This window comes from Dyadobacter sp. (assembly GCF_017744695.1).
Lineage (GTDB): Bacteria > Bacteroidota > Bacteroidia > Cytophagales > Spirosomataceae > Dyadobacter.
The window spans coordinates 250925-264934 of sequence record NZ_JAGIAS010000004.1 but is presented as its reverse complement, the minus strand read 5'-3'; the positions used below and the strand labels follow the sequence as shown (position 1 = coordinate 264934).

The window sequence follows — 14010 nt, the reverse complement described above, 5'->3', positions numbered from 1 at the left end:
AATACCTATTTTTACGAATGGTATGCAGGCATACTAATTGAATGTGCCTGCTTTAATATCGATTTCAAAAACAGATCCAATATGAACGCATACATTGTGGCGGGCTATCGCACCGCGGTAGGCAAAGCGCCGAGAGGCGGTTTCCGGTTTACACGTCCCGACGACCTCGGTGCGGCGGTGATCAGGCATTTGCTCGAACAAACCCCGCAGCTCGACCCCACCCGCGTGGATGATGTGATTGTGGGAAATGCAGTGCCGGAAGCTGAGCAGGGTATGCAGATGGGCCGGTACGTGGCATTGCTTTCTTTGCCCAAAAATGTATCCGGGATTACCATCAACCGGTATTGCGGCTCGGGCGTGGAGGCAATCGCGATGGCTTCGGCAAAAATCCATGCCGGTATGGCCGAATGCATTATCGCCGGTGGTACCGAGTCGATGTCACTGGTGCCTACAATGGGCTGGAAGACCGCATTGAACTACGAAATAGCCCACACCAACCCTGATTATTACCTGAGCATGGGCCTTACCGCCGAGCAGGTGGCACAGGATTTCAAGATCAGCCGCGAAGCGCAGGATGAATTTTCATTTCAATCACACCAAAAAGCGCTGCGCGCCCAAAAGGAAGGCTGGTTTGCCGATGGGATAGTACCGGTAACCGTGAAGGAAACTTACTTTGACCAGGCCTCGGGCAAAAAGAAAACCAAGGAAACGGTGATTAGCCAGGACGAGGGCCCACGTGCGGATACGACTGTGGATGCATTGAATAAACTGAAACCCGTTTTTGCGGCAGGAGGATCGGTGACGGCCGGGAATTCTTCGCAAACGTCGGACGGAGCGGCATTTGTGATCGTGATGTCAGAAAAACTGGTGAATGAGCTTGGTCTGAAACCGATCGCACGCATGATGTCGTACGCGACAGCGGGCGTAGATCCACGGATCATGGGTATCGGGCCCGTTGCAGCGGTACCGTTGGCACTGAAACAGGCCGGGTTGAAACTGAGCGATATCCAACAGGTCGAATTGAACGAGGCATTTGCAGCACAATCGCTGGCAGTGATCCAGGAATTGGGAATCGATCCTGCGATCGTGAACCCGAATGGAGGCGCTATTGCACTAGGGCATGCATTAGGCTCGACGGGCGCCAGGCTTTCGGTGCAACTTTTTAACGAAATGAAGCGCCGCGACCAGAAATACGGCATGGTAACGGCCTGTGTAGGAGGTGGGCAGGGCGTTGCCGGCATTTATGAAAGACTCAATTAAGCCGTAGACTAACATTCGACTTGATTTTAAAGCTCTCCCGGGAAGTGTTACCCATCTTCCCGGGAGATTTTTTATTTTTGCCCTTTCATCATGCACGCCCGCTTTCATGGATGTATCCATTATTATCATTAATTACAGGACGCCTCAACTCATTATCAATTGCTTAGATTCTGTCAACCGGGTTACATCCGGAGTAACTTATGAGGTTATTGTTGTTGACAACGATCCTGAGAATGGCGGCGGTGCGTTGGTGAGGGAAGCCCATCCGGAAGTGCGGTGGGTTGATATGGAATACAATGCGGGTTTCGGTATTGCCAATAACCGTGGCATGGAAATCGCGAAGGGAAAATACCTGCTTCTGCTGAATGCCGATACGCTACTGACCGACAATGTGATCGGCCGGTGTTTCTGGCGGATGAACGAGCGGCCGGATATTATCGCCTGCGGCGCTTTACAATACTACCCCGACGGTACCCCGATGCCTTTCTACCGGAGTTTCAACGAGTTCCGGCGCACGTTTTTCATACTTCCTCCGAGTGGCCTGGTAGATAAGGTCATCCATAAACTTTATCCAGAACCGGCCTATGCCGATCCCGATCAGCACGACTGGCTGGTGGGCGCATTTATGTTTGTAAGGAGGGAAGGTTTTGAAAAAACAGGCGGTTTCAGCAAAGAGTTTTTCATGTACGGGGAAGACGTGGAATGGTCGGGGCGGTTGGGAAAACTCGGCAAGCTGTGCTATTTTCAGGATTGCACTTTTATCCATCTTGAAAATAATAACCCGTTCCGGCGGACGCATATTTCGTGGATCAACCGGTTCAGCACGCAGATGCAGGTTTCCAATTTCCTGTGGGTACGGAAGCAGTACGGTATTTTTCAGTACATTATGCTGATCCTGCATTACATTTTTATGGTGCCGGTGATTTATGGGTGGAAAATGCTTCTTAACCTGAGAAAAAGCGGAAATCCGTTCTCTGAACTTCGCACACAACATATATATGTAAAGAAGACACGCGTTCTTTTAAAATATTTCTGGAAAACGCTGTTCCTCCGGAAGGGGCTTTATAAAATCAAGCCCCAGGAGAATATCGACCTCTTAACTGCCTCTGCATGAATCAATCCAAGAAGAGAATCCTCTTTTTTACGCCCTATGCCACACGGACAGGATCGGAAATGATGCTGTTGTACATTCTGAAAAAAATCGACCGTTCGCGGTTTGACGTCGGTATTGTCAGTTTCGCGAATGGTGAATTGCTTGCCGAGTTTCCCCAGGACATTCCCGTCCATATTGCCCCCCGTAAATTCAATACGATCGAGAAAATTTCTTTTCACCTGGGCATCAATCCCACGCTTCGTGCATTAAGAAAGCTGGCCAAAAGTTTCAGTGCGGATTTCTGGTATGTGAATACGACGATGATTCCCGAAACCATCGTGGTAGCCAGGGAATTCGGGATCAAAGTAATCACCCATTTCCACGAAATGCCGCTCACATATGCATACCTGAGCGCGCCTGACTTCAAAAGCATCGTGGATTACTCGGAGCTTTTGATAGGTTGTTCGCAGACTACTTGCGATTCGTTGAAAGATGCCGGTGGGAAGAATGTAGGGTTGCTTTATTCATTTATTGACTCTTCGCTGGTAAAAAAGGACGATAATCGTTCCGCCGAATTGCGGAAAAAACTCGGTATTCCGACCGATGCATTTGTTTGGATACTGTCCGGGATGACCTCTGAGCGGAAGGGTTTCGACATGCTGCCGGACATCGCCGCGGAAGTGAACGATCCGAACGTGCACCTGGTGTGGGTCGGTGCAACGATCGACGACGGATTGGTGTATTATACCGAGCAACGCTGCGCCAACAATACGTCGGCCACCAAAATTCACCTGACCGGCAAGCAGAAAGAGGATTATTATGCCTATCTTAATATGGGAAATGGTTTTCTGCTTACCTCGCGGCAGGATCCTTTTCCACTGGTGATGATAGAAGCTGCGTTGCTGGGTAAACCTATTGTTGCATTTCCTTCCGGAGGTGTTTCCGAGTTTGTCAAGGATGGAATGGGTGTGGTGACGGACGATCTGAGCGTCAGACAAATGGTTGCGGCCATGCGTTCATTGATGAGTGGTGAAATCAAAACCGACAGTGCCCGCAGCATCGAGGTTGCCAGCCGGTTCAATGTGGAAAACGGATATAATGAGTGGATCGAATTAATTGACAAAACCCGTTAGTATGCTCAATTCTACGTGCGTATTTAAGTTTTTGACCCGTATTGCCTTGTTGCTGACCGTCCTGGTATGGGCCGGGCCGGTGTCGGCGCAAAGTCCGCAAAAAACTACCGAGACAGACAACCAGCGCTATCTTGCGCTCATGCTCCTGAACCTCACTAACCCGGACGACATCGGTCCGGAGCCGGATCTGATCCGATCGGCAAAGAGTTATGGGCTTAATGCGGTGTACATTACCATTCCCTGGGACAAGATCTATCTAAATTCTCCTACCGATAAACCGCAGTGGGCCAAGTACGATCAGCAAATCAAAATTGCGACGGACCTGGGCATGAAGGTGGCATTGCGCATTCACCTGGGCCGGCATAGCACACGTATCAAAGGCTTTTGGGATGTTTCGGATAGCCAGTTCAGCCATTCCGGCAAGCCGTTGCTCAGCGGTTACGAGGATACCTTTTTCGGGTTTGATAACCAGCCTATTCTCGATAAAGGAGTTGCCTTTGTGAAAGAGGTAATGAACCACTACAAGTATTTGCAAACAGAGAAGAAGCTGCTGTATGTGTCGGTGACCTGCACAGGTACGCAGGAAGGTGAGTATGGCGGTGGTTTGATCGAAAACGGCAAGGAAAACGCGGCGGTTTATGACTATTCGCCTTCCATGGTGAAGGGGTTCAAGGAATTTGTTAAAGGGAAATACAAAAAAATCGAGCGGATCAATTATCTGTGGGGAATGACTTTCAAGTCGTTCGACGAGGCCAACCCGCCGGCAACCGCGTGGGAACCCAACCTTTCGTTCCGCCAGCGATATGGAAAGGATTGGTACATCTATCGCCATATGATGCTGAAAAGATTTACCGAGCAAATGGTGACGGCGGTCAAAAGTGTCGATCCGGGAGTTAAATATGTGTCGGATTACGGATCGGTATTCGATGCACAATCAGCGACGCGGGGTACATTGGGCTTTCGCGATCTCAATGAAAAGACAGACGGGATCAAAGTCAACGACAACCTGGCTGCACACGACCACCGGTGGTCGGTAGACATTCTGAAAAGCTATGCGCCGGCGGGTTTTATCACGGCCAATGAACTCTTTGTGAGTTCATACCTTGACAATGCCGCCCATATGAAGCAGATCAACGAGAACTTTGAGCATGGAGCGAATGTGGTGGCAGCGGTGATTTCGACAAAGGAACAGATGGCCCGCGCAGAAGGCTTTTTGAGGCAGGGTGCTGTTTCCTGGCTGAACAAACCGATGACCCCGATCGTGTATGCCGATTCAGTTTCGTACCGCTTGTCGGCAGCAACTGAAAAAGGGGGCGCGCAAGGGGTGATTTACGATGAATGGGCCAAACGCGCATATGCAGATCCGGCTAATCCCCGCCCGGTGCGCATTCGTTTGATCGAAGACATATTATCGCCCAGCTATTGGGACGATGCGTCCAATTACATGCCTTATGTTTTCAGACCGGTGCCGATGCAGATCATTCCGGTCAACAAGGATTTCGAGTACCGGTTGCCTATTGATACTTTCTCGGACGTGGATGGCAAGATTGTTCGCGTGGACGTAGGTGCGTTGCCAGCCTGGCTGCGCTACGAAAACGGTGTTTTAAGGGGAAGGCCCACGGTGCTCGGTGATTACCGCATTTCGGTGAAGGGTATCGACGACGAGGGCGGCTCGGCGGAAGCATTTTTCACTATTCGTGTGGATACGCGCGAGAATGCGAACAAACCGCCGACAGTCGACAGCAATTTCTCGAACCAGATGGTGGCGGTGGACAAGCCATTTACCATTACCATTCCCAAAACCGCATTTGTGGACCCGGATGGAAGCATTACCAAAGTGGAGGCGAGCGAACTGCCTTCCTGGCTGACATTTTCGAATGGTATACTGAGTGGTACGCCCTCCAAATTGGGCGACTACCGCATTATCCTCAAAGCCTTCGATGACCTGAATGCATTTGTGGAAACTTACTTTACGATTAAAGTCGTGGAGCCTCAGTTCCTGAATGCGCCGCCATTTGCTACGAGCGGATTGCCCGTGAAGTATGCGCAGATCAACATGCCGTTTAACTATATACTGCCGACTAACATTTTCGGAGACCCTGACGGCTATATTTCGTCTATTACTGTACAAAACAGGCCTTCCTGGCTCAGTTTCGCATTGAATGAGTTTTCGGGAACACCTACCGAAGAGGGGGAATACCGGTTGATTATCCGTGCGTACGACAATGCGGGTGCATATGTGGAAATCCCGCTGGTGCTGTTGGTACAGACTCCGGAGCTCCGTTTCGAATTGGTTCAGGGTGGCAGCAAGGTGGATCAGCGCGTGATCAGGAAGTTATCGGGCGATGATGTGATCCCTTACGATTCATTGCCTTCGAGACTGAATATGTATGCATATGGGAATTTCGAGTATGACAAAGTTTCGTTTGATCTGAATGGCCCTTTCCGCAGAAAAGCGACGACATCGATTTTCCCTTATGCCTTGTATGAAGATGCATCCGGCTTTGCCCCCTATGTAGGAAGATATACGTTGACGGTTACCGCGTTCAGGGAGGATTCCGCTGTGGTAACAAACTCCATTGAATTTGGCATTTCGGCCGGCGATAAGGTGAATATCAGTAAAAACATGGAAGACTGGACATTTTATCCGAACCCCGTAGAAAGCATTGTCAATATCAAACTCCCTGAATACCAGCCCGGCGATAACCTGAGCTGGGAGATTGTCACGGTGGCTGGCAAGCGGATGCCAATCGCCAATTCGCTGATAAAGGTGTCGGACGAACTGGCAAACCTGGACCTGGATGCACTTGGTTTGCCCGCCGGGATTTATTTTATCAGGGTAGAAAACAACGGGGAACTGGTGAAGCAATTCAGGATTTTCAAGAAATAACAAAGACTTTCGCTGTATGATGAGTGGCCGTCTTCACTAGGCGGTCATTTTCATTTATTTTGACAATAGTATGCTTGCATAATAATTTTTATGATCTATATTTGCATCGACCTCTAATGGTATGCAAGCATACTCAACACTTTTCCGACTAACCCGCATTCAGATATGTCCGTTGCAGCAGTAAACCAGACGTCCATCAAAGGAGGTGAATTCCTGATTAAGGAAACCCTGGCGAACCAGATTTTTATCCCGGAAGAATTCAATGAAGAGCAGCGAATGATTGCTGATACCTGCCGAGATTTCCTTTCAAAGGAAGTCTGGCCGCATTTGGATGAAATCGACCAGGCCAAGAGTCCTGCGCTGATTTCCGGACTGATGGATAAAGCGGGTGAGCTGGGTTTGCTCGGAACGGCGGTTCCGGAAGAGTTTGGAGGTTTTGGAATGAATTTCAACACTTCCATGCTGGTAGCGGAAGCGACGGGAGCCGGCAATTCTTTCTCGGTGGCGCTTTCGGCGCACACGGGTATCGGGACGCTCCCCATCCTTTATTATGGCAATGAAGAGCAGAAGTCGCGATATCTCCCCAAACTCGCCTCGGGTGAATGGAAAGCAGCTTACTGCCTCACAGAGCCTGATTCAGGGTCGGATGCCAATTCAGGTAAAACAAAGGCAAAACTGAGCGCCGACGGGCAGCATTATGTGATCAATGGTCAGAAAATGTGGATCACGAACGGCGGCTTCGCGGATGTGTTTATTGTTTTTGCCAAAGTGGAAGAAAATGGCGAGACCGATAAAAATCTGACCGCATTCATCATCGAGAAGTCGTTTGGTGGCATTACAATGAACGAGCCCGAACATAAAATGGGCATCAAAGGATCGGATACGCGGCAATTGTTCTTCAACGACTGTCCCGTACCGGTAGGAAACATGCTTTCGGAACGGGGTAACGGGTTTAAAATAGCAGTTAATATCCTCAATGTCGGCCGGATCAAGCTCTCGGCGGCAGCGCTGGGCGGCTCCAAGCGTGTAGCTTCGCAGGCGATACAATATGCCAACGAGCGCAAGCAGTTCGGAACAGCGATTGCCAATTTCGGGGCGATCAAACACAAGCTGGCCGAAATGGCGGTAGGAATGTTCGCGACAGAATCGGCGGCTTACCGTGTTGGACAAAATATAGATGACCTCATCCAGGCCTTCAAAGAGAAGGGAATGAACGATGCCGAAGCGAAATTGAAGGCCCTGGAAGAATTTGCGATTGAGTGCGCGATCATGAAAGTGCATGGATCGGAAGTGCTGGATTTTGTGGTGGACGAAGGTGTGCAGGTGTATGGGGGGATGGGTTTCTCGGCCGATGCGCCCATGGATCGTGCCTATCGCGATAGCCGGATCAACCGGATCTTTGAAGGGACCAACGAAATCAACCGCTTATTGGTAGTAGATATGCTCCTGAAACGTGCGATGAAAGGCCATCTTAACCTGATGGGGCCGGCCATGGCGGTAGGTAAGGAGATTTTATCGATCCCCGATTTCAGCTCGGATGAAGACGAAGCCGTTTTTGCCGCGGAGAAAAAGGTAATCAAAAACCTGAAAAAGGCGGCGCTGATGATCGCCGGTGCGGCGGTGCAGAAGTTTATGATGAAACTTTCTGAGGAACAGGAGATTATCATGAGCTTGGCCGATATGGTGATTGAAATTTATGTGGCCGAATCCGTGTTATTGCGGGTGGAGAAACGAATCGGGATGCTGGGTGATGAGGCGAATGCCCTGCATAAGGACATAGCGCTTATTTACCTCAATCGCGCCGTGGAAAGAGTGAACAATGCGGGTCGCTCGGCGATTACCAGTTTTGCCGAAAGTGATGAGCTCCGTGTAATGCTCATGGGACTGAAAAGATTTACGAAGATCGAGCCTATGAACCTCAAAGACGCGCGCCGCCGGATCGCCGACGAGCTGATAGCCAAAAATGATTATGTCTTTTAAAAAACTATAAATACCTCAGGCGAATAACCTGCTACAACTGAAAACCAAAATGTACACGTTTGAAAGCCGCATCTGACTCAGATGCGGCTTTTTTGTATCTTGGTAAAAGGTTTTCGATTATTGGTCAAAATGCGCAATTTTGGGAAACCAAAAACGACGCCTTTCTCGTTAGGTATTAGGTTTCTTTTTTGAGTCAAATAGCAAAAATAATTACGTTGGATTCTCTACTAGCTACTGAAAAACCACCTTTCATGACCTTGCATTCCGTGGATCTGCGTACCACAGGCCAGTTTCCTGCATTACTGCTGGATTATCTCGATCAGAAACCGACGCTTGACTCTTTTTACAGCATTTTCCCGACGTTGGAGAATGCAGAAAAGGCTATTTTGAATAAAAAGGACTTCACCGCGGACAAGCGGAAAACGCTCGTGGACGTGCTCACAAAGCAGTACCGTGGCCTGCCTTACCTGCCCGATTTCTCAGTTTTACTACAAGAGAATACCTTCACCGTTACTACCGGCCACCAGCTGAATATTTTCACCGGGCCGTTGTACATCATATACAAGATCGTTACGATCATCAAGCTCGCGGAGGCACTGAAAGCGAAGTATCCGGAGTACAATTTCGTACCCGTTTACTGGATGGCTACGGAAGATCATGACTTTGAAGAAATCGCAACTTTCCATCTTTTTGGGCAGACGCACAAATGGACGGGCGAGCACAAAGGTGCCGTCGGAAGGTTGAATCCAAAGGAATTGGAAGGTATTTTGAAGCAATTGCCGGATAAACCGCTGCTGTTTGCGAAGGCTTATCTTGAAAATAATACATTGGCGGACGCCGTGCGATGTTACATGCACGAGCTCTTCGGACGTTACGGGCTGGTGAGTCTCGACGCCGACAACGCAGATTTGAAACGGCACTTCCTGCCCGTTATTCAGGAAGAACTAAAAGACTCCATTTCGGAAAAAATCGTTACAGAAACCACTTCCCGGTTGAATGCGCTCGGCTACCACACTCCCCTGCATGCGCGCGAAATCAATTTCTTCTATCTTGACGACAACCTGCGCGAGCGCATCGTGCGCGAAGGCGACGTTTTCAAGGTGCTGAATACCGAACTGGAATTTAGCGAAGCAGAATTGCTGGCACTGGCCGAGAGCAATCCGGAACGTTTCAGTCCGAATGTGATCCTGCGGCCGTTGTACGAGGAAGTGATTTTACCCAACCTTGCGTATATAGGCGGGCCGTCAGAAGTGCCTTATTGGATGCAGCTGAAAGGCGTTTTCGACCATTTTGGTGTTCCTTATCCGATGCTGATGCCGAGAAACTTCGCATTATACATGAACGGGCATCAGTATAAGAAGGCACAGAAGCTGAAAATTGATTATAAAGACCTGTTCCTCGATGATATTGCATTACGCAAGACATTCATCGAACGCAATACCGAGCACGAGCTGAACCTGAACGAGCAAAAAGAAGCATTCAATGCCATTTTTGACCAGATACTTTCCAAAGCGACGGACGTGGACCAAACCATGCACGGCGCGGTGAAAGCCGAGCAGACACGTCTACTAAACTCATTGAAACACCTTGAAAAGCGCATTATCCGCGCCGAGGAGCGTAATCATGAGTCGGAGATTGAGCAATTGCTGACGCTTAAAAACAAACTGTTCCCGAACGGAATCGCCCAGGAACGGTTTGATAATCTGCTGAATTTCTATATTAATGACCCTCAGTTTATCCAGAAACTTTACAATGCCTTCGATCCGCTGGATTTCAGGTATAATGTGCTGCTGGAAGAATAGAAGAGGGGGGTTAATTCTTCATTTTTACATCACCGAAGACCGAGGTAACGGTAATCTTGGGCCCGCCACCGGAACCTACTTTCCCCTGGTAATGCTTCATTTTGTCGGGTCTGCCGTCTTTATCCGGTTGCATTGAGAAATTGATGTTCTCTGTCGGGTAACTGAATTTACCATACGTTACACTTACATTGAACTGATTGGATTCGGCAGGCAGCACGATCGAAGAGTATTGCGCCTGGATATCCACATTTTGGGCTGAATGCATCAGCTCGTCGATTTTGAAATTCCCCGAATAATTGAGCTTGATTTTACCGGTACCGCGGATCGTCCCGATTTTAGCCCCTGAGTAATCGATAGCGGCATCCAGATTCACGACGTCGCCGATCGTCAGTTCGCCAAATTTGTTGCTTAGCCATACTTTCTTAGCCTGATCGAGCTTCACATTGGAATATTGGCAATCCAGCTTACCGCCATCCATTTTGCCAATTTTTGCATTCCCAAACTGCACTTCAATCACATTGTCCGGGTTTTCGAGCAGCATAGCCATAAAATTCCCGTGCTTGGAATCGACCGTCAGCGGCGCGTAAAATGAAGGAATATCGGTATTGCCGAACTTGTTGCGAACGGTGAGCGAATTCTCTTTCGGCATGTAGATCGTGTAATCGATCTGAATGAAATTCTTGTCGCCCTTGCTCTTGTTCCAGCCATTGTTGCCGAATTGGCCGCGATCGATGCGGGTGGTGAGGCTGATGACGTTTTTGACACGCTTTTCATCGATATTCACCGAGCTGAGGTATTCTGCGGCGCGGTTATCGGAGGGCGCGTTGGCGGTTACCACAATCTCCACTTTAATTTCTTCCTTGGCCCACAGATTCACTTTTACGAGGCCGAACTGGTTGTCAACTTCAAGCGCATCGCTCTTTCTGACGTCGAACACTTTCACAATATTCCTCCGCTTTTCTATCAGTCCGTTCTGTTCTGAATCGTCGGGATCGAGGGCTGCGCTGGCCACCTGCGGGAGTACGGAGATCGCACTAAATAACAGGAGCTGCGCTATTTTCTTTATCGTTATCATTTTTCACTTTGTTAATACGTTGCAAAATTTCCAGTTGTTGGTTCAGCAGATCAACCTGTAATTGCAGGTTCTGAACCATTGCTTCAAGCAGTGCTTCCTGGTTAGGGGCGTTCGACAAGTTGGAACGGAGGTTTTTATAGCTCGATTCCAGACTTTCCAAATCAGCGGAGAAATCTTTGTACAGCTCGGGATTATTCCGGGCCAGCTTGATGATCTCCTCCCTTTTTTGGTCTATTGCAACATTGTATTGATTGAATTCGCGGGCGTATGCGGGAACTTTCAGGGCCACGCGCGGATCACGGGTGATGCCGTATTCGTTATTGAGGTAAACCAGAAACCCGATCCCGAGCGCCAGAAATACCCCCGCGGCAATACGCCAGTCGAAATAAGGGTTATTCAGACGCCTGATTTTTTTTTTCGATTTTTCAGGTACTATCGGAATCTCGTTGTGTAGTTGGCTCTCAATCTGGCTCCATAAAGAATCCTGCGGTAAGAAAGTATCAAATCCATCCCTGTTATCTCGCACAAACCGCTCCAATCGATCCTTTTTATCAGAAGAATTTTTCATAGATTAATTAACTTGTCAAGTGTAAATAATAGTCTCAAATCCGTAATAGTTTAAGGGTTTAATATCTTTTACTCCTGGTGCCTGCTGTTGTTCTAGTCATTTGCCGCGATCCGCCGCGCGGTCAGGCATTGTCATTTTTAGTCATGTATTGTCAAGTGTTGTCACTTGTTGTTTCTCTCCCATTTGATTATCCATGACCATACCTGACTACCTCCTGACCACATCTGACCGTTTCGTTACCGTACCAGCATCTCGGTCAATTTACGTTTTGCCCTCATATATTGCGTCCGGGAGGTGGTTTCGCTGATCCCGAGCACTTCACCGATTTCTTCATGGTCGTAGCCTTCGAACAAATACAGGCTCAGTACCACCCGGTAACCATCCGGCAATTTCTGTACCGCGTTGCGTACCCTTTCTATTTCAAGCGTCGTGTCGCTCTCATCCAGTCCGAAAGAGTCGTCATTCCGGTCACTTTGCTCCAATGTTTCGTGGAATTCGTCGATTTCCACCCATTTTACCTTCCTGCTGCGCATGTGGTTGATAGCCTTGTTGACCACGATTTGCTTCAACCATGCCCCAAACGTCGACTGCTGCCTGAACTGGTGGAGGTTCGTGAATGCATCCACGAAGGCCTCCTGCAAAGCATCCTCAGCCTCTCCCAAATGGTTCAGTATCCGCATGCAGATGTTGAACATGGCTTTTGAGTAATGTTTATAAAGCTCGTATTGCGCTTTGCGCTCTCCGAGTTTACAACGCTCTACCAGTTCGACGTGCCGGTCGGGGTAAATTTGTGTTTTCAAGCAGAAGGTTTATATTTTGAACGTTCTGAACCAAAGACAATCGTTTATGCGGCATGTTGCATTTGTTTTAAAAATTTTTTCAAAATGCCGCATACCGAACAAAGGAGGCATACCGTGTTGTTCTTAGAAGAAGGCAGGGTTATCTTTGTACTGCCTTGATGCAATCTACCGATTTAGTACATGAAAACTTTCAATATCCCCGATTTTTACCGGAGCCGCATTATCACGCCGATCAAGGAATTTCGCCGTAAAAACGACAAATTAAAAAGGGATTACTCCCCGACGGTGCTCGATTTCGGACCGGTCCAGTTTCTCATCGCGCGGCATTTTGGGTTCTGTTACGGGGTAGAGAACGCGATCGATATTGCGTACAAAGCCATTGCCGAAAATCCGGGCAAGCGCATTTTCCTTTTGAGTGAAATGATCCATAATCCTGATGTCAACCGTGATCTCATGGAGCGTGGCGTGCAGTTTATCATGGACACTAAAGGCAAGCAGCTTATTGACTGGGAGCAGCTCACGGCGGAGGATATTGTGATCGTTCCGGCGTTTGGTACAACGGTGGAAAATCAGCAGAAAATAGCAGGGCTGGGTGCAGGAGAATATATATATGACACGACCTGCCCGTTTGTGGAAAAAGTCTGGAACCGCGCCGCGCAGATCGGTGGGAAGGATTACACGATTGTAGTCCATGGAAAGCCAAACCACGAGGAGACCCGTGCGACATTCTCCCATAGCAAGGAAAATGCCCCGACTGTCGTGGTCGAGAATATGAAACAGGCGCAAGTTCTGGCAGAATATATGACGGGGGCCAGACCTGCATCGCAGTTTTTCGAGGATTTCAAAAATCAGTACTCCGAAGGTTTTGATCCCGAAAAGGATTTACAGCGCATTGGCGTCGTGAATCAGACTACCATGCTGGCTTCCGATACGCAAGGCATTGCCGATCACCTCAAAAATGTGATGATCCGGCATTATAATCTGCGCCAGGAAGAGGTCGAAGACCGTTTCGCGAATACGCGTGATACATTATGCTACGCGACGAACGATAACCAGGATGCCACCTATGCATTGCTTACACACGACGCCGACCTGGTGATTGTGGCTGGTGGCTATAATAGTTCCAACACTTCCCATTTGGTCGAGCTGTGCGAACAGAAGTTTCCGACTTATTTTATCGAATCGGTTGACAAAATTCTCGACGGGCAGCTGATCCGCCATTTTGATCTGCATAAAAAGGAGGAAACCGTGACCGAAAATTATATTCCGGACAAAAATCCCGTGCGTATCATGCTCACGTGCGGGGCGTCGTGCCCGGATGCGGTGGTGGAAGGAATTCTGGTGCGGCTGCTTTCATTTTTTGAAGAGGCCAGGCCGATCGAAGACGTGATGCAGGCATTTTGAAGCAG

At 48.8% G+C, this 14010-nt stretch carries 10 protein-coding genes; 7 read left to right on the top strand and 3 right to left on the bottom strand.

Features of this window, described 5'->3' with window-relative positions:
- The first annotated feature begins 81 nt into the window (after positions 1-81).
- The 6 genes from J7619_RS17165 to bshC all read left to right on the top strand — a co-directional run bounded on the left by J7619_RS17165 (position 82) and on the right by bshC (position 10158).
- The gene (locus J7619_RS17165; RefSeq protein WP_291200992.1) at positions 82-1260 is read left to right on the top strand and encodes an acetyl-CoA C-acyltransferase; all 1179 of its coding nucleotides are present in this window, start codon (positions 82-84) and stop codon (positions 1258-1260) included.
- Positions 1261-1366: 106 nt separating this feature from the next.
- Positions 1367-2374, top strand: a complete 1008-nt coding sequence (locus J7619_RS17160; protein ID WP_291200989.1) for a glycosyltransferase family 2 protein — start codon at positions 1367-1369, stop codon at positions 2372-2374.
- Positions 2371-3486 carry a glycosyltransferase gene (locus J7619_RS17155; RefSeq protein ID WP_291200986.1) on the top strand — a complete coding sequence of 372 codons (1116 nt, stop codon included), beginning with the start codon at positions 2371-2373 and terminating at the stop codon, positions 3484-3486. Before J7619_RS17160 ends, J7619_RS17155 begins: the two co-directional genes overlap by 4 nt.
- 1 nt (position 3487) lies before the next feature.
- Positions 3488-6376 carry a putative Ig domain-containing protein gene (locus tag J7619_RS17150; protein WP_291200983.1) on the top strand — a complete coding sequence of 963 codons (2889 nt, stop codon included), beginning with the start codon at positions 3488-3490 and terminating at the stop codon, positions 6374-6376.
- Between the two features lie 165 nt (positions 6377-6541).
- Complete coding sequence (locus tag J7619_RS17145; protein WP_291200980.1) at positions 6542-8356, top strand: acyl-CoA dehydrogenase family protein; 1815 nt, start codon at positions 6542-6544, stop codon at positions 8354-8356.
- A 251-nt stretch (positions 8357-8607) separates the two neighbouring features.
- Complete coding sequence (bshC, locus tag J7619_RS17140) at positions 8608-10158, top strand: bacillithiol biosynthesis cysteine-adding enzyme BshC (RefSeq protein WP_291200977.1); 1551 nt, start codon at positions 8608-8610, stop codon at positions 10156-10158.
- A gap of 10 nt (positions 10159-10168) precedes the next feature.
- Here bshC and J7619_RS17135 read toward each other — a convergent pair whose 3' ends face one another.
- The 3 genes from J7619_RS17135 to J7619_RS17125 all read right to left on the bottom strand — a co-directional run bounded on the left by J7619_RS17135 (position 10169) and on the right by J7619_RS17125 (position 12601).
- Positions 10169-11233 (bottom strand): hypothetical protein, encoded by a 1065-nt coding sequence (locus J7619_RS17135; protein WP_291200974.1) that lies wholly within the window; start codon positions 11231-11233, stop codon positions 10169-10171.
- Positions 11193-11801: a hypothetical protein gene (locus J7619_RS17130; RefSeq protein ID WP_291200971.1), complete on the bottom strand. Its 609-nt coding sequence runs from the start codon at positions 11799-11801 to the stop codon at positions 11193-11195. Before J7619_RS17130 ends, J7619_RS17135 begins: the two co-directional genes overlap by 41 nt.
- Before the next feature lie 236 nt (positions 11802-12037).
- Positions 12038-12601, bottom strand: coding sequence for an RNA polymerase sigma factor (locus tag J7619_RS17125; RefSeq protein ID WP_291200968.1), 564 nt, complete (start codon positions 12599-12601; stop codon positions 12038-12040).
- Between the two features lie 180 nt (positions 12602-12781).
- Between J7619_RS17125 and J7619_RS17120 the strand changes: the two genes are divergently transcribed.
- Positions 12782-14005, top strand: a complete 1224-nt coding sequence (locus J7619_RS17120) for a 4-hydroxy-3-methylbut-2-enyl diphosphate reductase (RefSeq protein WP_291200965.1) — start codon at positions 12782-12784, stop codon at positions 14003-14005.
- Positions 14006-14010: the final 5 nt, after the last annotated feature.